At 62.3% G+C, this 25,007-nt stretch carries 21 protein-coding genes and 1 pseudogene; 12 read left to right on the top strand and 10 right to left on the bottom strand.

The features are described 5' to 3' along the window. Window positions 1-4: 4 nt before the first annotated feature. Window positions 5-679 (bottom strand): response regulator transcription factor, encoded by a 675-nt coding sequence (locus QSV46_RS00110; protein WP_314944677.1) that lies wholly within the window; start codon window positions 677-679, stop codon window positions 5-7. A 230-nt stretch (window positions 680-909) separates the two neighbouring features. Beyond that, window positions 910-1,065, bottom strand: coding sequence for a hypothetical protein (locus QSV46_RS00105; RefSeq protein ID WP_162832009.1), 156 nt, complete (start codon window positions 1,063-1,065; stop codon window positions 910-912). 238 nt (window positions 1,066-1,303) lie between these two features. On the opposite strand from QSV46_RS00105, the gene QSV46_RS00100 reads away from it, so the two are divergent. The 4 genes from QSV46_RS00100 (at window position 1,304) to QSV46_RS00085 (ending at window position 5,046) form a co-directional block, all read left to right on the top strand. Continuing rightward, entirely contained in the window at window positions 1,304-2,299 is a 996-nt protein-coding gene (locus tag QSV46_RS00100) for a Ku protein (protein WP_314944666.1), read from the top strand. A 58-nt stretch (window positions 2,300-2,357) separates the two neighbouring features. Beyond that, window positions 2,358-2,594 (top strand): hypothetical protein, encoded by a 237-nt coding sequence (locus QSV46_RS00095; RefSeq protein ID WP_314944664.1) that lies wholly within the window; start codon window positions 2,358-2,360, stop codon window positions 2,592-2,594. Between the two features lie 473 nt (window positions 2,595-3,067). Beyond that, the gene (locus tag QSV46_RS00090) at window positions 3,068-3,232 is read left to right on the top strand and encodes a Flp family type IVb pilin (RefSeq protein WP_091890949.1); all 165 of its coding nucleotides are present in this window, start codon (window positions 3,068-3,070) and stop codon (window positions 3,230-3,232) included. Between the two features lie 668 nt (window positions 3,233-3,900). Then, the gene (locus QSV46_RS00085; protein ID WP_314944654.1) at window positions 3,901-5,046 is read left to right on the top strand and encodes an MFS transporter; all 1,146 of its coding nucleotides are present in this window, start codon (window positions 3,901-3,903) and stop codon (window positions 5,044-5,046) included. Window positions 5,047-5,704: 658 nt separating this feature from the next. Here QSV46_RS00085 and QSV46_RS00080 read toward each other — a convergent pair. Then, entirely contained in the window at window positions 5,705-6,151 is a 447-nt protein-coding gene (locus tag QSV46_RS00080) for a cache domain-containing protein (RefSeq protein WP_314944652.1), read from the bottom strand. 476 nt (window positions 6,152-6,627) lie between these two features. Here QSV46_RS00080 and QSV46_RS00075 point away from each other — a divergent pair. Together QSV46_RS00075 and QSV46_RS00070 are read left to right on the top strand one after the other, a co-directional pair. Further along, window positions 6,628-8,271, top strand: a pseudogene (locus QSV46_RS00075) (thiamine pyrophosphate-requiring protein); the annotation flags it as partial. A 113-nt stretch (window positions 8,272-8,384) separates the two neighbouring features. Next, window positions 8,385-10,862: a GAF domain-containing protein gene (locus QSV46_RS00070; RefSeq protein ID WP_314944650.1), complete on the top strand. Its 2,478-nt coding sequence runs from the start codon at window positions 8,385-8,387 to the stop codon at window positions 10,860-10,862. A gap of 3 nt (window positions 10,863-10,865) precedes the next feature. Here the strand turns inward: QSV46_RS00070 and QSV46_RS00065 are convergent, their stop codons facing one another. Together QSV46_RS00065 and QSV46_RS00060 are read right to left on the bottom strand one after the other, a co-directional pair. After that, window positions 10,866-12,449 carry an MDR family MFS transporter gene (locus QSV46_RS00065; RefSeq protein WP_314944648.1) on the bottom strand — a complete coding sequence of 528 codons (1,584 nt, stop codon included), beginning with the start codon at window positions 12,447-12,449 and terminating at the stop codon, window positions 10,866-10,868. A gap of 155 nt (window positions 12,450-12,604) precedes the next feature. Next, window positions 12,605-13,120 (bottom strand): YcgN family cysteine cluster protein, encoded by a 516-nt coding sequence (locus tag QSV46_RS00060; RefSeq protein WP_314944646.1) that lies wholly within the window; start codon window positions 13,118-13,120, stop codon window positions 12,605-12,607. A 294-nt stretch (window positions 13,121-13,414) separates the two neighbouring features. Here QSV46_RS00060 and QSV46_RS00055 point away from each other — a divergent pair, with 294 nt between their 5' ends. The 3 genes from QSV46_RS00055 to QSV46_RS00045 are packed head-to-tail and all read left to right on the top strand — an operon-like array spanning window position 13,415 to window position 16,869. Beyond that, on the top strand, window positions 13,415-15,700 hold the full coding sequence (locus QSV46_RS00055) for a PBP1A family penicillin-binding protein (RefSeq protein WP_314944644.1): 2,286 nt from the start codon (window positions 13,415-13,417) through the stop codon (window positions 15,698-15,700). 9 nt (window positions 15,701-15,709) lie between these two features. After that, window positions 15,710-16,288, top strand: coding sequence for a DUF1214 domain-containing protein (locus QSV46_RS00050; RefSeq protein ID WP_314944641.1), 579 nt, complete (start codon window positions 15,710-15,712; stop codon window positions 16,286-16,288). Further along, window positions 16,285-16,869: a DUF1254 domain-containing protein gene (locus QSV46_RS00045; RefSeq protein WP_314944640.1), complete on the top strand. Its 585-nt coding sequence runs from the start codon at window positions 16,285-16,287 to the stop codon at window positions 16,867-16,869. The genes QSV46_RS00050 and QSV46_RS00045 overlap by 4 nt, the downstream gene beginning before the upstream one ends. Before the next feature lie 287 nt (window positions 16,870-17,156). Here QSV46_RS00045 and QSV46_RS00040 read toward each other — a convergent pair whose 3' ends face one another. From QSV46_RS00040 to QSV46_RS00030, 3 genes are all read right to left on the bottom strand, one after another. Beyond that, complete coding sequence (locus QSV46_RS00040) at window positions 17,157-18,374, bottom strand: FAD-binding oxidoreductase (protein ID WP_314944639.1); 1,218 nt, start codon at window positions 18,372-18,374, stop codon at window positions 17,157-17,159. A 60-nt stretch (window positions 18,375-18,434) separates the two neighbouring features. Further along, on the bottom strand, window positions 18,435-20,204 hold the full coding sequence (locus QSV46_RS00035; protein ID WP_314944637.1) for an adenylate/guanylate cyclase domain-containing protein: 1,770 nt from the start codon (window positions 20,202-20,204) through the stop codon (window positions 18,435-18,437). A 162-nt stretch (window positions 20,205-20,366) separates the two neighbouring features. Then, entirely contained in the window at window positions 20,367-20,582 is a 216-nt protein-coding gene (locus QSV46_RS00030) for a hypothetical protein (RefSeq protein ID WP_314944635.1), read from the bottom strand. A 264-nt stretch (window positions 20,583-20,846) separates the two neighbouring features. Between QSV46_RS00030 and QSV46_RS00025 the strand changes: the two genes are divergently transcribed. Both QSV46_RS00025 and QSV46_RS00020 read left to right on the top strand, forming a co-directional pair. Beyond that, complete coding sequence (locus QSV46_RS00025) at window positions 20,847-21,395, top strand: group 1 truncated hemoglobin (protein WP_314944633.1); 549 nt, start codon at window positions 20,847-20,849, stop codon at window positions 21,393-21,395. A 281-nt stretch (window positions 21,396-21,676) separates the two neighbouring features. Beyond that, the gene (locus tag QSV46_RS00020) at window positions 21,677-22,657 is read left to right on the top strand and encodes an ABC transporter substrate-binding protein (protein ID WP_314944631.1); all 981 of its coding nucleotides are present in this window, start codon (window positions 21,677-21,679) and stop codon (window positions 22,655-22,657) included. Window positions 22,658-23,118: 461 nt separating this feature from the next. On the opposite strand, the gene QSV46_RS00015 is transcribed toward QSV46_RS00020, so the two are convergent. Both QSV46_RS00015 and QSV46_RS00010 read right to left on the bottom strand, forming a co-directional pair. Then, entirely contained in the window at window positions 23,119-23,721 is a 603-nt protein-coding gene (locus QSV46_RS00015; protein WP_314944628.1) for a DUF6647 family protein, read from the bottom strand. A gap of 116 nt (window positions 23,722-23,837) precedes the next feature. Further along, a complete protein-coding gene (locus tag QSV46_RS00010) occupies window positions 23,838-24,050 on the bottom strand; it encodes a hypothetical protein (RefSeq protein WP_314944627.1) in 213 nt (70 codons plus the stop codon). 270 nt (window positions 24,051-24,320) lie between these two features. Here QSV46_RS00010 and QSV46_RS00005 point away from each other — a divergent pair, with 270 nt between their 5' ends. Further along, window positions 24,321-24,905, top strand: a complete 585-nt coding sequence (locus QSV46_RS00005) for a MarR family winged helix-turn-helix transcriptional regulator (protein WP_314944624.1) — start codon at window positions 24,321-24,323, stop codon at window positions 24,903-24,905. The last annotated feature ends 102 nt before the right edge of the window (window positions 24,906-25,007 follow it).

Genomic DNA, 25,007 nt, shown 5'->3' with positions numbered 1-25,007 from the left:
AGCCTCAGGCGCCCGGGGCAGACGGCGGGGTCAGGAGATAGCCGAGGCCACGAACTGTCTGGATGATGTCGACGTCGAGCTTCTTGCGGATTCGGCCGACGAAGACTTCAATGGTGTTGGAGTCCCGGTCAAAATCCTGGTCGTAGAGATGCTCGACCAGTTCGGTGCGGGACACCACCCGCCCGGAATGGTGCATCAGGTACGCCAGAAGCCGATATTCGTGCGAGGTCATCTTGACGGGATTGCCTGACACGCTGACCCGGCCGGTCCTGGTGTCGAGCGTGACGGGGCCGCAGCTCAGCTCGCTCTGGGCATGGCCGGTGGAGCGGCGCAGCAGGGCGCGGATGCGTGCCAGCACCTCCTCCAGATGGAACGGCTTGGCGACGTAATCGTCGGCGCCGGCATCAAACCCCTGGACCTTGTCGCTCCAGCGGTCGCGCGCGGTGAGGATCAGGACCGGCATGGTGCGGCCGTTGCGGCGCCAGGCCTCCAGCACCGAAATGCCGTCCTTCTTCGGCAGGCCGATGTCGAGCACGACGGCATCGTACGGCTCGTTGTCGCCAAGATAGTGCCCCTCCTCTCCGTCGAAGGCGCGGTCGACGACGTAACCGGCGTCGGTCAGCGCCTTGGTGAGCTGACGATTGAGATCGGGGTCGTCCTCAACGACGAGCAGGCGCACGCTTCTCTCCAGAAATAGACTGCAGGATCGACCGCCAGAGATGAGCAATTCCGGCGTGAACTGAATATGAACGCGGGGAACCGGACAGGTTACTTTTTGGTCATATACGATCTGTTCGCGGCGGAAGCGACTGCGCCCGCCACGCCGCCGGACGAGCCGGCGGCGTGGCGGGCGCAATGTGCAACGTTACGCGGCGAGTCGGAAGGACCAAACCGCGCTGGGTCGAGCCGTCAGGTCCGGAAGAACACGAACCAGACGACGGCGAGGATCAGGATCGCAAGCCCGGTCGAGATGGCGAGCAGCGCCGCCACCGAGGGCCCGGGTTCGCCCTGGCGCGCTTCGGTCGGAGTTTCCACGATCCGGTTCTGCTCTCGCGTGGTTGCCATGGTAACCTCAATCTCTGGCTGTCGCGATTGGATGGCCGCGACATCCTCGCGGCGTGATGTCCGGTGGCAACGCGTGATCGGATACGATGTTCCGACGTTTCGCCATTGGCCTGGCCCGCAACCACGCGCCCGGCAGCCGGTTAACGCAGTTGCAAGATTCCGCACCCCGCCTTGCTATGATTCGCTGTTCCCTGATGGTATCTTCGTCAGTCTGTCCCCGTTGCGTTTGGAGTAGCCCATGGCCCCCCGCGCCAATTGGAAGGGTTTTCTGCGTCTGTCGCTCGTGACCTGCCCGGTCGCGCTGTATCCGGCCACTTCGGATACCGAGAAGGTCTCGTTCAACCAGATCAACCGCAAGACCGGCCACCGGATCAAGTACCTCAAGGTCGACGCCGAGACCGGTGACGAGGTCACCTCCGACGATATCGTCAAGGGCTACAAGGTCGACACCGACACTTACATCGAAGTCACCAAGGACGAGCTCGACGACATCGCGCTCGACTCCACCCACACGATCGAGATCGACGAGTTCGTGCCCAAGGCCGACATCGACAACCGCTATCTGATCCGCCCCTATTACCTCGTCCCTGACGGCAAGGTCGGCCACGACGCCTACGCGGTGATCCGCGAGACCATCCGCAGCATGGACAAGGTCGCGATCGGCCGCGTGGTGCTGACCAACCGCGAGCACATCATCGCGCTGGAGCCGCTGGAGAGCGGCCTGATGGGCACGCTGCTGCGCTACCCTTACGAAGTGCGGAGCGAGCAGGAATATTTCGACGACATCCAGGACGTGAAGCTCACCAGCGACATGCTCGACCTCGCCAAGCACATCGTCGAGAAGAAGTCCGGCGCGTTCGAGCCCGAATTGTTCGAGGACCATTACGAAACCGCCCTGATCGATCTCATCAACAAGAAGCGCAGCGGCGCGCCGATCGCGGCCAGGGCAACGCCGAAGACGGGCGGCAACGTCATCAACCTGATGGACGCGTTGAAGAAGAGCATCGCGAACGAGAAGGACGCACCCGCGGCGAAGGTCGCCAAGGAAAACGTCAAGGAGACCGCCAAGGGCAAGAAGACGAAGAAGCGCGTCGAGGGTCAGCGCGAGATGCTGCTGCCGATATCGGGCAAGGGCGGCAAGGACGCTACTGCGAAGACAGCGCCCAAGGAAGCTTCGAAAAAGACTGCCGACAAGCCGGTGCGGGCACCGGCGCGGACGAAAAAGGCTGGATAGACGCATCAAAGCTGCCATCGCGCCGTGATGTCTCCCCTCGCCGGTCGGCCGGCCTGACATGCCCTGGTCGACGGCATTCGACGATCCCGTTCGCATAGGTCGCAAGCGCCAGCTGCTGACGCTGCAGGAAGCGGCGGACTACATCATGGGGCTGCCCGAGGACGCGCAGCACGAAGCGCACTGGCAGACCGCGATCGAGACCTTGATCAACGCAGCCGAGGCCGGCGGCGGCTGGGTGCTGTTTGCCCGCATCGCGATGTTGCGGGCACTGAACACGGACGGCCGACACGGATGAAACGCCCATGGCCGGCATCCTTGCTGCCCGTGGCGAACAGGCTCAACAAACAGTTAAGCGGCGCGCTCGCGACCAGCCGCATTGGGTATTCCTGCGGAAGACAAAATTAACCGTCGGTGCCCACGGCGTACAGCATGGTTCGGGCTCCGATCACCAGGGTTCACGTGCCCCGTGCAGCAGGACTCGGTCAGCCGCCTCGCAGCCGTTCTGAAGCACCGCCTTTGCGACGCGCCGGGATCGACCATCACGTCCTGACGAACGCCGCGCCTGCCGTGCACCCTTGCGAGGGGCTGTCGATTTGAATCCATTTGGATGGATCGAGGGAACCTTAATTTAATGGATGCCGTCGTATGTGACGAAGACGCGACCGCCCTGGCTTCATTATTTCTGTCGCGCAGACAAATCTATTCGATCGATTTACGAGTCCGAAAACCACGCGGCCATACATTGGATCGGACGAACAGGAGTTGGCAATGAGTTTGCTTAGGTCCTTCCTTGCCGATGAGACTGGCGCCACCGCCATCGAATACGGTCTGATCGCCGCCGGCATCGCGCTGGCCATCGTGACCGTCGTGAACAACACGGGCAGCCAGCTCCTCAACAACAAGTTCAACTCGATCAGCTCGTCGTTGAAGTAAAGGTCCGTTCCGGCTTGAGGCGACGTATGGGCACGCGCTGACATCGGCGCAGCTTCAAGCTGCGCTATGGGCCGTGCTCTCCACCCGTCATTGCGAGCGCAGCGACTTGTCCGCCGAAGCTTTAGCGAAGGCGGAAGCAATCCAGAATCCCTCCGCAGAGGGACTCTGGATTGCTTCGTTGTTTCGCTTCTCGCAGCGACGGATGTGCGGCAACGGCGCTCGTCTTCCATTCACACTTCAAACAGCGGACACGCCTTCCCGTTCTCGCGCGGGATTGCGCCCTGCAACCACTCCACGCGCCGGCGCCGTCGCGGCCACCGCATCCCTGCCCGCCTCCCGCGGCCGCCTTGTTCGGCAAAACGTAACTTCTGTAAATACGAATATTTTGCGCGCGGTGCTGGACCCAGCGCTGGCGTGTTTTGCCCGTCGGGCAACACGAGGGATCGTGGCCCGCGGATAGGGTGCAGCGCAATCCGGGCGGCGGCGACGGCGGCAGATTTGCCTTCGCCTCAAGCAATTCTCAGGACAGCCTCAGGAACAAATCAAGATGTTCACAAAGCCTTCTTTCGCATGCGTGACATGATGACGCCCAATCGGGTTCGTTGACGCAGAAGGCAGTCGGGATGAGCGGATATCGCGCTTGGTTCACCACAGGGGCCGCAGCTCTCATGCTCGCGCTCGTCATGGGGACGCTGGTGAACGGCCTCACGGCCTTTTTTGTCCCGATCGAGGCCACCGAAGGCTGGTGCCGATCCGCCATTGCCGCGATCAACAGCTTTGGACTTCTTGGCCTTGCCACGGGAAGCGTTGCCATGGGCTTCGTTGCAGATCGTCTCGGCATCAGAACCGTCTGCCTGATCGCCGTGAGCGTCATGGGTGTTTGCCTTCTCTTGACAGCCCACGCGCATTCGCTCTGGCAGCTCTACGCGATCTTTTTCATCGCCGGTGCGCTCAGCGGAGGCGCGCTGTTTGCGCCCGTTTTTGCGGCGGTCGGAAACTGGTTGCCCGCCTCGGCAGGCCTCGCCATCGGCATCGCCGCTGCGGGGCAAGCCGTAGGACAAGGTGGCGTGCCCTTGCTGTCCGCCTATCTCATCGAGCGCTTTGGTTGGCGCGGCGCGATGATGGTGCTGGGGACCGTGATCCTCGTGGTGCTCTTGCCCTTGGCCACCTTCATGCGCGATGCGCCCGCGCCACCCTCGGGCGGGCGCGCAGAGCAGGCGCCGCCCATCCGTCCCTCGTTAGCCGTTCCGATCTTCAGCGCAGCCGTGTTCTTTTGCTGCGCTTGTATGGCTGTGCCTCTCATGCACCTGATGCCGATGATCCAGGGCTATTGCATACCCGCGACCGAGGCGGGCGGCGTGATGTTCGCCATGCTGCTCGCCGCGATTGCCGGCCGCATCGCCTATGGAAAGCTTTGCGACTTGGTCGGCCCGCTTTCGTCGTGGGCGGTCGCTTCGACGCTCCAGACAGCCGGAGTCCTGGCTTTTACCCAGTTCGCGTCTCTTAGCGGCTTCTTGATCTTCGCAATTGTCTACGGGTTCGCCTACGCCGGCGTCATGACGAGCGTGCTGGTATCCGCGCGCGCCTTCACACCGGCAGCGCGGCGAGGAGCGCTGATGGGAACAATCCTCGCGTTTGCCTGGCTAGGTCACGCCTTTGGCGGATACCAAGGCGCTGCCACATACGATCTCACGGGAAACTATATGGGCGCTTTCGCCATTGGCTCGGCGGCGGGTGTTTTGAACCTGGCTCTCGTGGCAACGCTGTTGATTCTCGCCCGTCCCCGGCTTACGGCTGCGCGTATGTCGGCCTGAATCAATCCGCAGGATGCGATAGCAGCGAACCCGATCACCGCGGCCCGTGAACCGCTCGGCCTGCCCCCATTTTCGTCAACTTTGACGGCCATTTGAACGCTGATATTCTTCAACGCAGCCTGGCGCGAAGAGCTATGCTGAACATCATCGAAACGAATTCATTTGAAGGATGCGGATGAGACGCGCGGCGCTTCTGGTTCTCAGCCTTTTGTTTGTCGGCGCCTGGTCGCATGACAGCGCGAGAGGACAGAGTTCGGCCGCGCCGCCGGTCTCACTTGCGCCGCCCGATGCATCGCCGCCACGCGGGAGTGCCAGGAATTCCAGAATTCCGCCGTCGGCGTCCGGCAAAGAGGCTTCGCCACCCGTGATCGGCGGGCCTCCGCCCTTGCCGAACCCGGCCGCCGACTACGATGGCTTCAGCGCCGTCGACGACGATGACGCTGCTGGTCGGGTGCCGCCGCCTGCGCGGTCCCGCGCGGCAAAGGGCCCCAACTCCCGTCCGGATACGAGCGGCCTCGCCGGGCAATCATCGATCGACCAGGAAGACGATGCATTGAAACGCAAGCTGACGATATGCCGGAACTGCAAATAGGAATTTGTCAGCCGCCAGCGAGCGCTGACCTGCGGCTACGGCGATGGGCGTTCTGTTTGAATGCAATCAAGGCGCGTACCCAACCAGGCAGATGTAGCCCGATATTTTTGTGACGAAAGCGATTTTCTGGACGGGCGTTTTGTCCGCACCCGGGCGCGGCGACAGATAGCTGACTTCGGACACAACCCCTTCCTGGGCCCTGGCCAATTCCTCGCCGTAGGGCTTGCCTGAGGCGTCCTTGCTATCCTTTTGAACGATGCCGAGGCGCGCCGGATTCGGGTTTGCAACCATCTCGCCGTCCGGGCCGGCACATGTGGGGTACAGATCCCTGTCGCTGAACTTCGGGTCGCCCTTGTTGATCTGGGAGATCGTCTCGCCGGGATCTGACTTGATGCCGGCGACAACCCGTTCCAGCATTGCGCGAGCCTCGACCGCATTGCCGTATTGCTGACCGATCGCTGCCGGCGTGAATGCGAGCGCAACCGCGCCCGCAACAAAGAACTTGCTCATCATGACCTGGCTCCAAATGGTCGAATTAGCTGCAATCAATCACGACAATATCCGGTAGAAAAACATCATCGGCGCGCTTCCGAAGACGCCGACCGGACCGGAGCCTTTCAATCACGCAATCGACGCGTGGGATGCACGTTCCCATCTTAGAACACGCCTTCGCGCGCGTCTGAAGCCTAAAGTTTTTGCGATCGTCGCATGATGCCGCAACCCAGGAGCGCTACCAATCGGACTCCCGATCGGTCATGATCGAATAACAGAAAAATGGATTTCAGCCCTGAGCCCCGCGATGCCGGACCGCGCTGCGACCCGTCTGGGCCACAGCATGGAAGCGGCGATGCAACGGACCCGCTTGACCGGCTGCACGCCCGCGCTGCATGGCTGACCTACCACGCGCGCGTCGCGCCGCGCTTTACCCTTCCCCCATTTCCTGATCCTCTTCTCCCCAACCAGCCGGACCAACCGGCCCGCCCAGGGAGAGAGACGCCATGAAGCTCGGCACCGCCATTGCGGAAATCATGAAGCGCGAGGGGATCGAAATCCTCTGCGGCTATCCCGTCAACCATCTGATCGAGCACGCGGCGAAGGCCGAGATCCGTCCCGTCATGGTGCGGCAGGAGCGCGTCGGCATCCACATGGCGGATGCGATCTCGCGCGTGACGTCGGGGCGCACGATCGGTGCGTTCTGCATGCAGCATGGCCCCGGCGCGGAGAACGCGATGGGCGGCGTCGCGCAATGTTTTGGCGAATCCGTGCCCGTGCTGGTGCTGCCGATGGGCTATCAGCGCAGGCTTGCGCATATCGAGCCGAACTTCAATTCCAGCGAGGTGATGAAGCCATTCTCGAAATCGTCCGAGCCGATCATTCTGGCGGCGGAAGTCTGCAACATCTTTCGCCGCGCCTTCACGAAGCTGAAGAACGGCCGCGGCGGGCCTGTCATCGTCGAGATCCCCGCGGACATGTGGAACGAGGAGGTGCCGGAGCCGCTGACCTACACGCCGGTGCTGCGCACCCGCTACGGCGCCGACCCTGTTCATGTCAAGGAGGCCGCCGCCCTGCTCGTCAACGCGAAGCGGCCGGTGATCTATGCCGGCCAGGGCGTGCATTACGCGCAGGCCTGGCCACAGCTGAAGCGGCTGGCCGAGCGGCTCGCGATTCCCGTCACCACCAGCCTCGGCGGCAAATCGTCGTTTCCGGAAACACATCCGCTCTCGCTCGGCTCCGGCGGCCTCGCCGTGCCGCGCGCGGTGCCGAAATTCCTCGCTGAGGCTGACGTCATCTTCGGCATCGGCTGTTCCTTTACCGAGACCAGTTTCGGCGTCGCGATGCCGAAGGGCAAGACCATCATCCATTCGACGCTCGACCCCAATCATCTCAACAAGGACGTGGAAGCGAGAATCGGCCTCGTCGGCGATGCCGGCCTCGTGCTCGATGCGCTGCTGGAGGAGGTCGGCAAGACAATTCCCAGGGATCGCGACGCCGCCGCGGTCGCGGCCGAGATCGCTGCCTCGCACAAGGAGTGGCTGGCGAAATGGATGCCGAAGCTCACCAGCAACGACGCGCCGCTCAATCCCTACCGCGTGCTGTGGGACTTGCAGCACACCGTCGACATCAACAACACCATCATCACGCATGACGCCGGCAGCCCACGCGACCAGCTCTCGCCGTTCTGGAAATCGGTCGAGCCGCTCACCTATCTCGGCTGGGGCAAGACGACGCAGCTCGGCTATGGCCTCGGGCTTGCGATGGGCGCCAAGCTCGCGAAGCCCGACAAGCTCTGCATCAATGTCTGGGGCGATGCGGCGATCGGCTTCACCGGCATGGATTTCGAGACCGCGGTGCGCGAGCGCATCCCGATCATGTCGATCCTGCTCAACAATTTCTCGATGGCGATCGAGCTGAAGGTGATGCCGATCTCGACCGAGAAATATCGTTCGACCGACATCTCCGGCGACTATGCCGCGATGGCGCGCGCCTTCGGCGGCTATGGCGAACGGGTGACCAAGCCGGAGGATATCATCCCCGCGATCAAGCGCGGCATCCAGAAGACCAAAGAGGGCACCCCTGTGCTGCTGGAGTTCATCACCAGCAAGGAAACCGAGGTGTCGCGGCCGGGCACGTGAGACAGGTCGGTTTCGGCGGCAACGCTTGCTGCCGCGGGCGCTGGCTCCGGCCACAGGAGATGTGATAATCCGGCCCGGTGCCGCGCAGGTCGCGGCATCAAGCTGGATCAGGAATGACCTCCCCCTCCAACGACATCGACGAGCTCAAGCGGCAAATGCAGTCGGCCGCGGTCGAGAACGCGCGGCTGCGCGAGCGCCAGAGCGCCAGCACCGAGATCCTGCGCACCATCGCGGCCTCTCCGTCGGATGCCCGGCCGGTATTCGCTGCGATCGCGTCGAGTTCCAGGCGTTTGCTCGGCGGCTTCTCCGCCACCGTGCTTCAGTTCATCGGCGACGAGCTGCACCTCGTGGCGTTCACGCCGACCAGTCCGGAGGCGGACGAAGGGCTGAAGGCCTCGTTCCCGCGACGGATCGAGGACTTTCCGACCTTTGCTCTCGTGCGTGGCGGCGAGACGATCCAGTTTCCCGACAGCGAGGCCGACGACGTTCCGGAGCTGAACCGGAATCTGGCGCGGCTGCGCGGCTTTCGCAGCGTGCTGTTCATGCCGCTGATGAACCGGGGCACCCCGGTCGGCATGATCAGCGTGACGCGCGCCCAGCCCGGCGCGTTCGCGCCCGATCTCGTGGAGCTGCTCCAGACCTTCGCGGACCAGGCCGTGATCGCGATCGAGAATGCGCGACTGTTCAACGAAACGCGCGAGACACTGGAGCGCCAGACCGCCACCGCCGACATTCTCAAGGTGATGGCGGCATCGCCGTCCGACGTCCAGCCGGTTTTCGATGCCATCGCGGCCAGCGCCAACCGGCTGATCGGCGGCTTCTCCACCGCGGTGCTGCGCTATGTCGACGGCGCCGCACACCTTGCGGCGTTCACGCCGACCGATCCCGCCGGCGATCGCGTATTGCTATCTTCGTTCCCGGTGCCCTTCGCGCAATTTCCGCCTTACCGGTTGGTTGCCAATGGTGCCGAAGCGCAATTGCCCGACACCGAGCTCGAGCCGGCTGCGCGCGACATCGCCCGCGCCCGCGGCTATCGCAGCATGCTGTTCACGCCGCTGATGAGCGAGGGCGAAGCGATCGGTGTCATCATCGCCACGCGCCGCGCGACCGGCCATTTCGGCGAACATCATGTGCGGCTGCTGCAGACCTTCGCCGACCAGGCGGTCATCGCGATCAAGAACGTCAGCCTGTTCAACGCGACAAGGGAGGCGCTGGAACGGCAGACCGCGACCGCCGACATCCTCAAGGTGATCGCGGCCTCGCCCGCAGACATCACGCCTGTATTCCAGGCGATCTCCGACAGCGCCAAGGCGCTGGTCGGGGGACATTCCTCCACCGTTACCCGCGTCGTCAACGGCATGCTGCATCTGGCCGCCTTCACCACCGACGTCGAGGCCGGCAACGCGGAGCTGCTCAGCTCGTTCCCGGCGCCGCTTGCGGCATCGGGCATTCACAGCCGGGTGGCGACGAGCGGAGAGTTCGCTTTCCGCAGCGACATGCAGAATGAGCCTGATCTTACGGAGGCCATGCGGGAGCTGGCGCGGACGCGAGGCTATCGCAGCATCCTCGTGATCCCGATGCTGCGCGACGGCGTTGCGATCGGCACCATCGGCGTGACGCGCCACGAGGCCGGCCCTTTCCCGGAGAAGGCGATCAGCCTGCTCAAGACCTTTGCCGACCAGGCCGTGATCGCGATCGAGAACACGCGGCTGTTCAACGAGGTGCAGGACCGCACGCGGGAGCTTGCCAAATCGCTCGACGATTTGCGCGCGGCCCAGGACCGCCTGGTCCAGACCGAGAAGCTGGCCTCGCTCGGCCAGCTCACCGCCGGCATCGCGCATGAGATCAAGAACCCGCTCAACTTCGTCAATAATTTTGCCTCGCTCTCCGCAGAGCTGACGGACGAGCTGAACGGGGTGCTGGCACCTGTCCCGCTGGCGGATAATATCCGCGGCGAAGTCGACGAACTGACGGGACTGCTGAAGGACAATCTGCAAAAGATCGTGCAGCACGGCGGGCGCGCCGATTCCATCGTCAAGAACATGCTGCTGCATTCGCGCGAGGGTGGCGGCGAGCACCGGCTGAGCGACGTCAACGCGCTGCTCGAGGAGAGCCTCAACCTCGCCTATCACGGCGCGCGCGCCGAGAAGCCGCAATTCGACGTGACGCTGAAGCGCGAGCTCGATCCGGCGGCAGGATCCGCCGAATTGTTTCCGCAGGAGATCACGCGGGTGCTTCTGAACCTGATCTCGAACGGCTTTTACGCGGTGACCAGGCGCAAGGCCGATGACGGCGCCGGTGACTACGAACCGGTCGTGACCGCCGCGACCCGCGACCGCGGCGACAATGTCGAGATCCGCATCCGCGACAACGGCACCGGCATTCCGGACGAGGTGAAGGCAAAAATGTTCAACCCGTTCTTCACCACCAAGCCGGCCGGTGAAGGCACCGGCCTCGGACTGTCGATGAGCCACGACATCATCGTGAAGCAGCACGGCGGCACGATCGACGTCGCGACGGAGCCAGGCGCGTTCACCGAATTCACCATTCTGCTGCCGCGAAAGAGCAGCTTCCCGGGAGACGGCGGCTAGGCCCTACTCCGCCATCTCCACCTGCTGCGTGACGGTCGGACCAGCCAGCGGCCGCTCCTCCATCATGACCAGGCAGAGCGCGGCGGTGGTCATCAGCGCGGTGGCGGCGCCGAAGACGTAGCGGAAGGCGTGCCGCATGTCGTCGGAAGGAATTGCGACCGCACCCGCCGCGTGATGCTCGCCGGCAAGCGGAACGTCGGCGCCGAGCGCGATCAGCAGGATCGCGGCGAAGGCCGCGACCGTGAACGAGGACATCAGCGAGCGGAAGAAGTTCATCGCGCCGGTGATGGTGCCGACTTGCGGCCGGGCAACCGAGTTCTGCAGCGAGACCACGCAGACCGGGAATGTCGTGCCGAGGCCGAGCGCAAAGGCGGCCATCAAGGTCAGCAGGCCCCACAGCGGCAAGGTGGTGACCGTGAGGGCCAGTCCGCACAGCGCGGCCCAGGACGTGCCGATGATGGCAACGCGCTTGTAGTGTTTTGCACGCGCCATGGTGCGGCCGGCGACGGCCGCGCCGACGGTCGAAACCGCCGCGAGCGGGATCAGCGCAAGGCCGGCCTCGCTGGCGCTGAGGCGATAAACCGACTCGTAATAGAGCGGGAGCTGCACGGTGAGGCCGGTGATCGCACCGAGCCCGCAGCCGCCGGCCGTCAGCGCGAACGGAGCCACCGATCCGGTCAGCAGCTTCAGCGGCAGGAACGGCTCGTCGGCGCGCCGTGCGTGCCAGACGAAGGTGACCGCGAGCGCAACGGCGCCGCCCACCATCGCAATCACGGTCGGCGAGAGCCACGCATAGCGCGTGCCGCCCCAGGTCAGCACCAGCATGAAGACGACGGCCGAGGCCATCAGCAGGACGCCGCCGAGCCAGTCGACCTTGCGCTTGCGGTGGAACACCGGGATCTTCTTCATCTTCGGCAGCAGCAGCGCGAGCGCCGCGGCCGTGAGCGGCAAGTTGATCCAGAAGATCATCGACCAGTGCAGATGCTCGGCGAACACGCCGCCGATGACGGGGCCCAAGATGCCGCCGACCATCCAGACGCTGGAGAAATAGGCCTGATATTGCCCGCGCTCGCGCGGCGAGACGACGTCGGAGATCACGGTCTGCACCACCGGCATGATGCCGCCGCCACCGAGGCCCTGGAGGCCGCGCGCGAGAATCAGCATCGGCATGTTCGGGGCGATCGCGCACAGCACCGAGCCGGCGACGAACAGGCTGAGCGAGATGATGAGCATGACGCGGCGGCCGTAGATGTCGCTGAGCGTGCCGAACACCGGCGCCACCGCGGTCGAGGCGAGCAGATAGGCGGTGATGACCCAGGAGAGGTTGGAGACGTCGTGGAACTGGCGCCCGATGGTCGGCAGCGCCGTCGCCACGATGGTCTGGTCGAGGGCGGCCAGGAACATCGTCAGCATCAGGCTGATTACGATGGTCCGGACCTCGTCCTGCGACAGCGGCGCCGGCGGCGCAAGCGAGGGCGCGTCGTCGACGCTCAAAACCTCGCTCGGAAGCCGCGACAGCTCTTCGGCGATATCGTCGGGCAACGCCTGGATGTCGGCAGAACTGCTCTGCCGGTCGAACTTGTTCATCTCGATCGGAAGCCGTGAAGCGGCGCAACGCCGCGAAGGATTCGTTCTATGCAGGCAATGTAGCGAGGAAAGTTCTTCTCGGGCAGGCACCGCGGCGCATGGGTGCATCCCATCATGGGGTCATCCCGCAGACGTGATCCGACATCACGGGCGGATCAGTCCTTCGGGCGTCGCTTCAGGCGGGCCCGTTTCGGCAGCACGGCCGGCCATTGCACGATGTGGTTCTCGAGATCCTCGTCGGGGATCTGCTCCTCACTGCCCTCGACCCGGCCGCGCACGGAGACGCCAGCTTCATGCACGGTGTTGGGATCGCCGGAGACCAGCGGATGCCACCAATAGAGGTCGCGGCCCTCCGCGACGAGCCGATAGCCGCAGCTCGGTGGCAGCCAGTTCAGGGTGCGGACATTGGCAGGGGTCAGGCGGACGCAGTCCGGAACCTTGTGGGAACGATTCGGGTAGTCCTTGCAGCCACAGGTTCCGGCATCGAGCAGCTTGCAGCCGACATGGGTGAAATAGATCTCCCCGGTGTCCTCCTCCTCGAGCTTGTTCAGGCAGCAGCGGCCGCAGCCGTCGCACAGGCTCTCCCATTCATCCCCAGACATCTCTTCCAACGTCTTGGTTTTCCAGAAGAATCCTTCCTGGCCTGAAGGTCGTTTGGGAGCTGCGGTCATGCGCCTCAACAAGGGTTCGAAAGAGCTACGGCTGATACCATCTAGGGCGTGCGGCCATGTTGCCGCAAGCAACGCCGCCGCGAGGCCCGTAATGAACCGGGGTCAATTAGGCCTGTTGTTCAAAATCGCGAGCCTGACCATTGGTTTATAGGCCCTGCTCGGCTAGAAGGAACAGCAAGTCCCCTCGGACGCGAAACCGCCGCCTTGGGTTTGCCGTAACAATCCCGCAAGACGTCTCGGTGCCGCCCCGGCCGGGTGCTTGAACGCTGTCGAAGCGAGCCTCAAGGGTTCCAGGTGGTCCAGAACATACCATCCAACTGGAAGAGCCGTGTCCGGAATTTCTTTCTGGACCTCGACGCGCGCATCGATTCTTCGCTGTTCTTCTCCGCCAAGGGCATCCGCGAGCTCTACGAGCGCTACTCGACCTTCATGGACCGGTTCTATGTCGGGCACTGGAAGCGCTGGGTGTTCATCGAGCCGCTGTCGGAAGCCGCGACGCTCGGGCTCGGCGGCCTCGTCGTGATGCTGACGCTCGCCATCCCCGCCTTCCGCGAGACCGCGGACGAGGACTGGCTGAAGAAGTCCGATCTCGCGGTGTCGTTCCTCGACCGCTACGGCAATCCGCTCGGCAGCCGCGGCATCAAGCACAATGACTCCATCCCGCTGGAAGACTTTCCGGACGTGCTGATCAAGGCGACGCTGGCGACCGAAGACCGCCGCTTCTACGAGCATTTCGGCATCGACATCGCCGGCACCGCGCGCGCGCTCGTCACCAACGCGCAAGCCGGCGGCGTCCGCCAGGGCGGCTCCTCGATCACCCAGCAGCTCGCCAAGAACCTGTTCCTGAGCAACGAGCGCACCATTGAGCGCAAGGTCAACGAAGCCTTCCTCGCGGTCTGGCTGGAATGGCGCCTGACCAAGAACGAGATCCTCAAGCTGTATCTGGACCGCGCTTACATGGGTGGCGGCACCTTCGGCGTCGACGGCGCCGCGCATTTCTACTTCAACAAGTCGGCGCGCGACGTGACGCTTGCCGAAGCCGCGATGCTCGCCGGCCTGTTCAAGGCCCCGACCAAATACGCCCCGCACATCAACCTGCCCGCCGCCCGCGCCCGCGCCAACGTCGTGCTCGACAACCTCGTCGACGCCGGCTTCATGACCGAGGGCCAGGTGTTCGGCGCCCGCCGCAATCCGGCCTTCGCCGTCGACCGCCGCTACGAGGCCTCGCCGAACTACTATCTCGACTACGCCTTCGACGAGATGCGCAAGCTGGTCGACACCTTCCCGAAGTCGTACACCGAGCGCGTCTTCGTGGTGCGCCTTGCGATCGACGCCAACGTGCAGAAGGCGGCGGAAGACGCGGTCGAAAACCAGCTCCGCCAGTTCGGCCGCGACTATCACGCGACCCAGGCCGCGACCGTCGTCTCCGATCTCGACGGCGGCATCCGCGCCATGGTGGGCGGCCGCGACTACGGCGCCAGCCAGTTCAACCGCGCCACCGACGCCTATCGCCAGCCCGGCTCCTCGTTCAAGCCCTACGTCTACACCACCGCGCTCCTGAACGGTTTTACGCCGAACTCGATCGTGGTCGACGGCCCGGTCTGCATCGGCAATTGGTGTCCGCAGAACTATGGCCATTCCTATTCCGGCGCGGTGACGCTGACGCAGGCGATCACGCGTTCGATCAACGTGGTCCCGGTCAAGCTGTCGATCGCGATCGGCCAGAAGGAGCAGCCGAAGGCGCCGAACCCGGCCAAGATCGGCCGCGCCAAGATCGTCGAGGTCGCGCGCCGCTTCGGCCTCAAGGCGCCGCTGCCTGACACACCCTCGCTGCCGATCGGCTCCGACGAAGTCACCGTGCTCGAACACGCCGTCGCCTACGCGACCTTCCCCAACCGCGGCAAAGCGGTGACGCCGCATGCGGTGCTGGAGGTGCGCACCGGCGCGGGCGACCTGGTCTGGCGCTGGGACCGCGACGGCCCGAAGCCGCGGCAGGCGATCCCGGCTTCCGTTGCCGCCGACATGGCGGGCATGATGAGCCACGTCGTCAGCGAAGGCACCGCGCGCCGCGCCGCGCTCGACGGCATTCCGACGGCGGGCAAGACCGGCACGACCAACGCATATCGCGACGCCTGGTTCGTCGGCTACACCGGCAATTTCAGCTGCGCGGTCTGGTACGGCAACGACGACTATTCGCCGACCAACCGCATGACCGGCGGCTCGCTGCCGGCGCAGACCTGGCACGACATCATGCTGGCCGCGCATCAGGGCGTCGAGGTCAGGGAAATCCCCGGCGTCGGCATGGGCCAGAAGCTGCCGCGCGAGCCCGTCGCCAACGCGCAGGCCAATGCGGCGCCGAAGGTGCTGGAGACCAAGCCCGGCCCACCGCCCGTGCTGACCAAGCGCGGCGCCGACATTCTGGTGCGCGTCGAGAAGCTGCTGGATGACGCCGCCAAGACCGCGACCAAATCGACTGCCAACGACGCGGGGCCTGCCAAGCCGTCGTCGACAAGCGCGCTCGCCTTCCCGCAGAATTATGCGGAGGAGAACGTGAACGCCCCCGCCCCGCGCAAGAACTGATCGAAACCCGTGCGGCTGATCCTGATCACATTGTCGGCCCTTCTGCTCGCGACCGTCGTGGGCGTCGGCGCGACCTGGATGACGACGACGCGCGGCACCGAGATCGGCACCTTGACCATCGGCCCCTGGACCGCACGTCCGCGCACCGGCACCGCCGACGTCGATCCCTATTCGCGCGCCACCATCGTGCGCAACGGCGAGCTGCCGATCGGCACCGGCGACGGCGTCGCCTTCACCGCAACCGCGGACGACAGGAAGAAGGCGCTCGACGGCCGCTGCGACGTCGTCGTCTCCGGCGTGACGCCGCCGGCGCGGTTCTGGACGCTGACGCTGTACGACCGCAAGGGCCACCTCGTCGCCAACTCGCTTCAGCGCTACGGCTTCACCAGCCAGGAGATCGTGCGGCAGTCCGACGGCTCGTTCGAGATCCGCATCGCCTCGCGCTCGCGCGCCGGCAACTGGCTGCCGACCGGCGGTATCGAGCGCTACGCCCTGATGCTGCGCCTCTACGACACGCCGGTCGGCGTTGCCACCCGCACCCAGCGCGATGCACCGATGCCTACCATCAAGACGGTGGGCTGCTCATGATCCGCCTGTTGTTCACCATCGTCGCCGGCGTGGTGCTGGGCCTCGTGGTCCACCTCGTCAGCGTGCTGGCGCTGCCGCGGATCGCGACGCAGGACGCCTATTCGCGGCTGACGCCGATGACCAAGCTCAACGGCGTCACCCAGCTTCCGCTGGCCGATCCGCAGACCTCACCGATGCCGTTCATGGATCCGGCCTTTGCGCTCGCGATCTGCCGCTATGACCTCACAAGCGGACCGATCAAGCTCACGGTGCCGGTCAGCCAGGCCTACACCTCGGTGTCGTTCTACACCCGTAACGAGATCGCCTATTACGCGATCAACGACCGCTCCGCGGGCCGGAAGGTGATCGAGCTCGACCTGATGACGGAAGCGCAGCACAACGAGCTGCCCGAGGACGAAGAGGTCACCGCGGCCGACCGCCTGATCATCGACTCGCCGAGTACCACTGGCCTGATCGTGATGAAGGCGCTCGCCCCCGAGCCGGGCCTGATGCCGCAGGCGCAAGGCTCGCTGGCGGCCGCCAGTTGCGGACCGCAGACCGAGCAACCGGCGAAGGCCGAGGCGCCGCGCGGACGGCGGTGAGTGCGGCGGTTTCGACCAGCGTAAAACAAAAATGCGAAAACAACCCCATGCACAGTAGCGGGGGTATTGAAATCATTTGTTGTTTCAAGTTCGTGCCAAACACGCTTCCTGGACGGGCGCATCGGCGCCGGAGCACGGCGATGTTGCGCTTTGACACGTCGGGCAAAACACTGGCATAGTGGCATCATCGAAAGTTCGTAACACCCGCGCGGAGCAATCCGGCGCGGGTTTTTCATGCTGGAGCGACGCGCCATGATCGACGGATGGTGGTCGCTGCCATTGACATGTTAAACCGCGCCGTAGAAATGGCGGTACTGCCATGCAGCGTCTCTTTGGAGCTGTTCCTCGGACCAGTTCTTGTTGCTGAATCTCGCTGGCGACATTGGCGAAAGGTCGATCGGCGGCTGTCCGTTGAGGATCCATGCCGCTAGTGCTTCGCCGAAGGTCGGCGAAATCGAGAGACCGGCAACGTTGCAGCCGCTGGCAAAGAAGAAACCCTTCACGGCTGGTGCAGGGCCCAGGATATGATGGCCATCGGCTGTCATCGTTGGTATGCCGCCGCGAAACTCACGCGTTTTCGCCGTCTGCAGAAAAAGCAACTGCGCCTTGACCTCCTCTGCGGCACGCCACAGTACCTCGACGTCAAGCGGCATATCCTTGACGTCAAAGGCCGGACCGAGAACCTTCATATCGAAGAAGCGGGGACCTTCCTCATAGACGCCCCACAAGAAACCTCCCTGACAGGGCCGGATGTAGACCGCTGCATCCATTATTCTCACCATCGGCAGGTCCGACCTCGCGCCCTCCAAAGGCTCCGTCACGATAAGCTGCTGACGGGTGGGCACGAGTGGGACTGAGATATCGCTCGCTTCGGCCACCTGCCGCGTCCAGGCGCCAGCGGCATCAACAACGACAGGTGTTCGAATCTGGCCCCCGGTGGTTTGGACGGCAGTAACCTTCCCTGCTTCAATGATGATTTCAGTCACATTGGTCCTTGGCAGCAAGATGGCGCCTTTGGTTTGGGCTCCGCGCGCAAACCCAACTGCCACTTGGGCAGGGTCGAAGTATCGATCATCACCGATGCGCAGCGCCGCCACGACGCCGGCTGGCTTTAGAAACGGATTTAGGTGGCAAGCGGCGCCCGGCGAAATCTCTTCGACATCGAGACCCATGCGCTTCCCGCGTTGCAGATCGGCCGCGATGACGTCGGCATCTTGGGGCCGTCGAGCGATTTTCAAACTGCCCGAGTGAACCCAATCCAGCGGTTGCTCCGTTTCCTCGGTGAAGCTCTCGATCTTTCGGCAGGCGTCCTTCATGAGAGTGATCATCAGGTCGCCCTTGCGAACGCAACTCACCATTCCTGCCGCGCGGGGTGACGTCTGCGAACCAATGTCGTGCTTGTCGAGCAAGGCAACGGTGAGACCGCCGCGCTTGGCAAGATAATAAGCGGTCGCCGCTCCAAGGCCGCCCGAACCAATAACAACAACATCCGCTTTGCTGATCATCGCAATGAACCTCAACAATCAGAGAGAGATTGTAGCACGCCCGAAATGGAGATCTTGACGTCATCGCAAGTATGCGACACCCGCTCGACGCAAACCTTCGGCGAGGTGATCGCGGTACTTCAAGTCGAGATAGGGCGTTGTAACTTCAAACTGCCGCTGCGGGTCTTTCGGTTGTCGCGAGATGAATTCCTGCAATAACGGCCGTGCTTCCTCCAGGCGTCCAAGTTGGCCGAGGCTGGCGAGGAGAACTCTCAGGGCGAGATAGGGGCGTCGTGCACGGACCGCTAATTCGCCGTAATGCACAGCCTCCTCGTAATTCTCCTGATGGTAATGAGCCAACGCAACGAAGCTCAGGAAGCTTCCCGCCTGCGGATCGTTGGGATTCAGGCGGAGGCTGCGAAGCAAGGAGTCGAGAGCTTCGTTGAAGTGCCCTATATGGACGCGAACCAACCCGAGTGAGAAAAAGCCCAATGCGAAATTCGGATTAAGGTCAATCGAACGTTGCGCTTCCGCAAGCGCCTGCGTGTGCATTTTCCTTAACAAGCTGGCCCAACAAAAAGCGTAGTGGCAGTAGGGGTCGCGGTCATCGAGCGAGACTGAACGCGCCGCCGCGGCATAGATCTCCGACACATCGTTCACGGGATCGCCGCTCCAGCCATACCAAATGCGGGCGTTCAGGGTGCGGGCAAGCGTCATGTGCGCTTGTGCAAGGTTTGGATCAACCGTCAGTGCCTGTCTGATGAGGGTTACGGCCTGATTGTGATCCTCAGATGCGAGCTGCGAAAAATGCCACATCGCACGCATGCAGCAATCGAACGCATCGAGATTTCCGACGTTTTTGCGAAAGGCACGTTTTCCTTCGATCAGCAGCATCTCAGGCTCGATGGCACCGACTACGCTCTGTGTGATCTCGTCCTGAATGGCGAATATATCCGCCAAATCGCGGTCGAATCGCTCGGCCCAGAGGTGATTGCCTGTTTCTGCTTCGATTAGCTGTCCCGTGATCCGCACGCGCTGCCCAGCCCGCCGTACACTGCCTTCAAGAATGTATCGCACGCCCAATTCGCGAGCGACCTGTTTCACGTCAACGGCTCGCCCCTTGTAGACAAACGTCGAATTCCGAGCGATGACGAAGAACCATCGGTGATGAGAGAGAGCAGTAATGATGTCCTCCGTGATCCCCTCCGCGAAATACTCCTGCTCTGGATCTCCGCTCATGTTCGAGAATGGCAGTACGGCAATTGAGGGCTTGTCGGGAAGTGCGAGCGCGCCGCCCAATACCCCGGCAGCGACCGGATGCTCAGGTTGCCAATCCACAGAGTAGACCGAGACCGGACGGCTAATATTCTTCAGTGCGCGCTGTCCAATCGGCGTGAGTGCAAATTTCAGCTTGCCTTCGATCTGATCGCGCACTGCACCTGAGATGCAAATTCCGCCCGGTTCAGCCACCCCTTCGAGGCGCGCAGCTACATTCACTCCATCGCCGAGCAGGTTGTCGCCATCCGCCATCACGTCGCCGACGTTGATGCCAATCCGAAAGTCCATCCGGCGGTCCTGAGGAAGATCGGCATTGTGGCGATCGAGCGAGCGCTGGATTGCAACGGCGGCGCGTACGGCCTGCACTGCGCTACTGAACTCCGCAATTACGCTATCTCCGGCGGTCCCAAAAACCCTGCCCGCATGCTCGGATATCAGATCTGACATCGTGCGACGATAGGCGCCTAAGGTCCGAAGGGTCGCTTCCTCATCCGTCGACATCAAGCGACTGTAGCCGGCAACGTCCGCTGCCAAAATTGCAGCCAAACGTCGTGTGATAGATGGGTCGTTCATGGTCTACGCCCAATATCTGGCTGCCAGTTTAGCACATGTGGACGTAAATCGCATCCTGACTGCGACCCAAATCTTCTGCGCGCGTGCCATGATCTAGGGTCGCGCCGTCCAGCCGTTACTCGCCAATGGCGATCAAGCGAACCCGAATAACTTGATGTCCGATCAGGCTGGTACTGACATGTCCAGGACGCTTCCCGCTTCCATATCGGCGTGTCGCGCGGCTGGCGGATCGCATAGCGGCAGGCTCTCGCGGAGCAATCCGGCGCGGGTTTTTTCATGCCGGAGCAGATTGCCATGATCGACGGATCCCTGTCGTTCCCCACAGGTTGGATCAGGCTGCTTGATCAGCGTCCGGCCGCTTTCGGCCGGAGCGGACATCGTCGCGCTCCAAGCTGATGTCAGCTTTTGGACCCCCGTCCGGACATTCGTGAGCCACGGCGCGGATTTTGTTCGTCCACTTCGATTTTTGACGGGAACCTCTTCGCTTCAAAGCCATCCAAGGAGACAGCAAGGAGAGCGCCGATCAGACGAGGTCTGAACGCCAACAATGGCGGCGCACCCGTTGGCATCGGAGGACGCCGAGCTACGACACACCGTGCTCAAGGCGGTGAGGCCTTTCGAGCCATCCCCAAGGAGGTGCCAATGACAAAGGCTCGTTCGACTTCTATCACGCGACGAAGCATCGTCGCCGGATTGGCAATGATTGCTGTCCCAATGGCTTTGGCGAGTGCGAACAACGCGCAAGCACAGAATAAGCAAACCACGCCTGAGAAAAGCCTCTATGAGCGGCTGGGCGGCGTTTTCGCCATCGCGGCTCTAGTGGATCACTTCAGTGATGCCGTCGTGAAGAATCCCATCGTCGGCCAGAAGTCCAAGAATGCGCAGCTCCGAGAATGGCACACCAAGAGCCTGGAAAGGCTCCCCGGCCTCAAATTTATGCGCACGTTGTGGGTCTGCGACGTTTCGGGTGGCCCCTACAAATTTGCAGCAACCAAACCCGGCGCAAGCCCGCTTGGCCTTGAGGAGGCCCATCGCAACCTCCGGATCTCACCCGCAGAGTTCGACGAGGTCGCAGCCGAACTCGGACGGAGCCTGGATCACTTCAAAATCCCGAAGCGCGAGAAGACCGAAGTTCTGGAAGCATTCGCTGCCCACAAAGACGAGGTCACCGCGGGCGCTAAGCGCGGCTGAACCACCATATGTCCCATTAATCGCCCCGGCCGTGGCGGAATTGATTGCTGCGCGCTGACGCGGGCGATCGGAGGTTGCGAACTGCTACGTTCGCGATGCGTCCGCATGTGGGCCCACTGCTCCAGTTTGCGCGCTACAGCGAAGTGTCCGAAGCGGGGAGTAGACCGGAAGTCGTCGAGCTACCGGCGAACCGACGCGAATGACCCAAACCGGACTTGCCGCCCCCTATCGGGCAAGCGCCTTTAGAGGTACCGTTGTCGTGTCCTGCCAAGGGGGCGTAGATGAGACGACGGGATTTCGTTGCGGTCGTCGGAGGTGCCGCGGCTGCTTTGCCGCTCGCCGCGTTGGCGCAGCGGCAGATGCCATCGGTTGGCTTCCTGAACAGCGCGTCGCCGGATACTTACCGTTTCAATGCTGACTCTTTTCGAGAAGGTCTGGCGAAGGCGGGCTTCGTCGAGGGCCGCAATGTTCGAATTGAGGAACGGTGGGCTCGCGGTGATTATAGCGTACTGCCGACGCTTGCGGCCGAACTTGTGGCTATGGGCGTGGCCGCAATTGCCGCCACAGGAGATGTCGCCTCGGCCCGGGCGGCGCAGCTTGCGAGCGATACGGTGCCCGTTGTGTTTACTATTGGCGGAGATCCGGTCCGCCATGGATTGGTCGAAAGCATAAACCGCCCCGGCAGGCATGTGACTGGCATCCTTTTCAATCCAAATGTGCTTGGCGCAAAGAGAGTCGAGTTGCTCAGGGAAATTGCCCCGGATGTTTCCCGCATTGCATTGCTAATGAATCCGACCAACCCGAACTTCAAGATCGAAGAAGGGGATGCCGAAGCAGGGGCAAAGAAACTTGGCCTGGAGACGGTCACACTCATCGCAAGAAACGCAAGCGAAATGGAAACCGCTTTACAACAGTTGCTGAGTGCCAAGGCCGAAGCATTGATTACCGCAAGTGATCCGATCTTGCTGGACCGGCGCGAGCAGATCGCTTCGTTCGCACTACGGCATAAAGTGCTGGCTATGGGCTTTGTGCAACAGATTGCCTCGGCCGGCGGCCTGTTGAGCTATGGTCCGAGCATCAGCTGGATGTACAGACAAGCAGGAGACTACGTCGGGCAAATCCTGAAAGGCGCAAATCCGGCGGGAATGCCCGTCTTGCAGCCGACACACTATGAGTTGGTGATCAACTTGAAGACGGCGAAGGCACTCGGCCTAACGGTTCCACCATCGCTGCTCGCCCGCGCCGACGAAGTAATCGAATAAAGACGACGCTTCCGTTGTTGGCCTATCGGCGAAGTGCTGGCAGTCCTCCACGAGGTCCGCTCACCAAGGCATGGCGGACCGGATTTGCTCACGTTGAGATCTTCGCATTCTGACCCAGGCTGTGTGAAAACGCGAAAGATCGAAGCTCAGCTAGAATTACATTCTTCAGTTCGCTCTCTAAATTCAATACACTTGCGAGTTTGACCGCGAAGACGGTCTTGAGCGAATAACTTGTTCTATCGCCGCCAGCGTCCTGGCGTTTTCACACAGCCAAGACCCGGAACGGACATTGGGTCGCAGCGTCTGAGGTCGATTGGCTGCCCCGCCCCAATCAGGGGATGAGCGTCGCCGGCATGGGTCCCGTTGGCAGCAAGATAAACTGATGCTGCTGCTCCCTTACCATCACCAGGAGCCCCAGTATGATTGCAATGACTGCCAAGAGTCTGGCCATCTAATTCTGATCAAAACATGCATGCTGAGGAGATCAGTACTGTGAACATGTCGACGTCAAACTCTTTCTCCAAGCTCATTCCGAAACGCCCAAGCCACTCGTCCTGAGCCAGATAGGCCGACTTCTCTCGCGCCCTCGGGCAGTCAAACCTGAGCTTGCCGAGATTCTGGAGGTGATGGACCATTTCGTGGACCAGGATCGATTGGTCGGCTGGTGAGGTTCCAGTCCAGTCATCCGGGAGCAGGATCGTTTTTGACTTGTCGTTGTAGAGGGCTACAACCTGACGCTGCCCTGGTTGATTTAGATCATCATGCTTTGTGAGCCCCTCCGAAAGGGCACCATCTCCGGCCCGCATCGTCGCAAGCTTCATCCGCGACGCAAATTCGATGGCTGGACGTTCTTTGATGGCGGGCAGATCGAAATTCGAGGAGAGCCAAGTCACAATTTCATCCAACAAGTCGTCCGCAGTTCGCGTTGCGTCGGCACGCAGCAGAACCGAACGCGACCCGGTAACCGCGCTGGGCTCTAAACCACCATCACGACAATAGGCTTTGGATGAAAATGCTAACGTTAGAGAGGCTATGACCGCGAGCAAAAGAAATCGGTTGAACATGAAAACCTCCTCAGAGGTTGTTCGAAACAGAAATTCTCTTTGAAAAAATCAGCCAGCAAGGGAATTGCTGGGAGCATAGCATTACCTTCAGGAGACCTTTTTGAGCGGCCTCTCGCTTAGCGCTTTTTCGAATAGATCACTGATTGGTCATCGAATTCATCAGTCGGAAGCTTGCCGGCACCGGCTGTGAGTTCTCCGATTGATATCGCGTTGGCCGACGCTGCGGGACGATCGGCAGAGGACGAGTATGGCTTAATGGCGACTGCGGTGGTGGTGGCAGCAAGGAGGGCGACGGCCACGAATCCGGAAATCCTTCGATGCTTCGTCATGGAAACCTCCGTTCCCAACCCCATAGAGTTTGGGTCCCGGAAATCCCGAAAAGGTTCAACTGGAACGAGTCGGTAAGGGTCAGAGGTGCTGCACTTCCGGCGCAAGGCAGGAAGCATGGTCCGCATTTGGCAGCTCGCGTCCAAATCATTGTCGGATCGGTTGCAATCGCAGCGTGTAAACCATCGTATGTAGTTCTTTAGTCGGATTTAAAGTGCACCGAGGAACCCAACCCGATAAGCATGCGCTCGGGACATGTGAGCGGGTGCGGGATGATCACGGCAGCACGGGAAGCAGTCGACCTGCTTCAGCAAGCGGCAAACAGTTGGCATTTCGATGGTACTCGGCACGGGATGCGTGATCGAGAATGGATGGCGCTGCGATTTCTTGCTCGTGCAAATAGGTTCTCGCGAACCCCCTCCGCATTGGCAAAATTCGTCGGCACCACTCGGGCCACGGTTTCCCAGATGGTCAAGCAGCTTGAGGTGAAGGGCTACTTGGAGCGCAAGGGCTCCGACAAAGACAAGCGCTCAGTTGTTCTTTGTGTTACGCCGCAAGGAGAAAAGATCCTGACACGCGATCCCATCGCGCCGCTTGTCACTGCAATTACCACGGTTGAGTTTGGCGCTCACAACTTCCGAGACGCGCTTCGTCATCTCTTGGATCGGCTCGGCACCGCCGAGCATGCTGCCCATGCGGATAGTTGCAGACAGTGCATCTTTCTGACGGAAACGGGCTCCAAGACCAGGAGCAAGGTACAGGCCGAACACACTTGCCGAATTTTTCGGACTGCTATCAGCAGGGAAGAGATGGACCTTCTGTGCTTTAGCTCTGAGCGACGGGAGGCAGCAGGCTAGCTGCTTCTTCGTCCAGGTCCGGTTTTGATGCTGTGGACGGCTCCTCCACGGGCACGAGAGTGCCAAAGACTGGGCGCCGTTTAAGGCTCCCACGATTCGGAG

This window comes from Bradyrhizobium cosmicum (assembly GCF_032290525.1).
GTDB lineage: Bacteria > Pseudomonadota > Alphaproteobacteria > Rhizobiales > Xanthobacteraceae > Bradyrhizobium > Bradyrhizobium cosmicum_A.
This window is presented reverse-complemented; position numbering and strand designations above follow the sequence as displayed.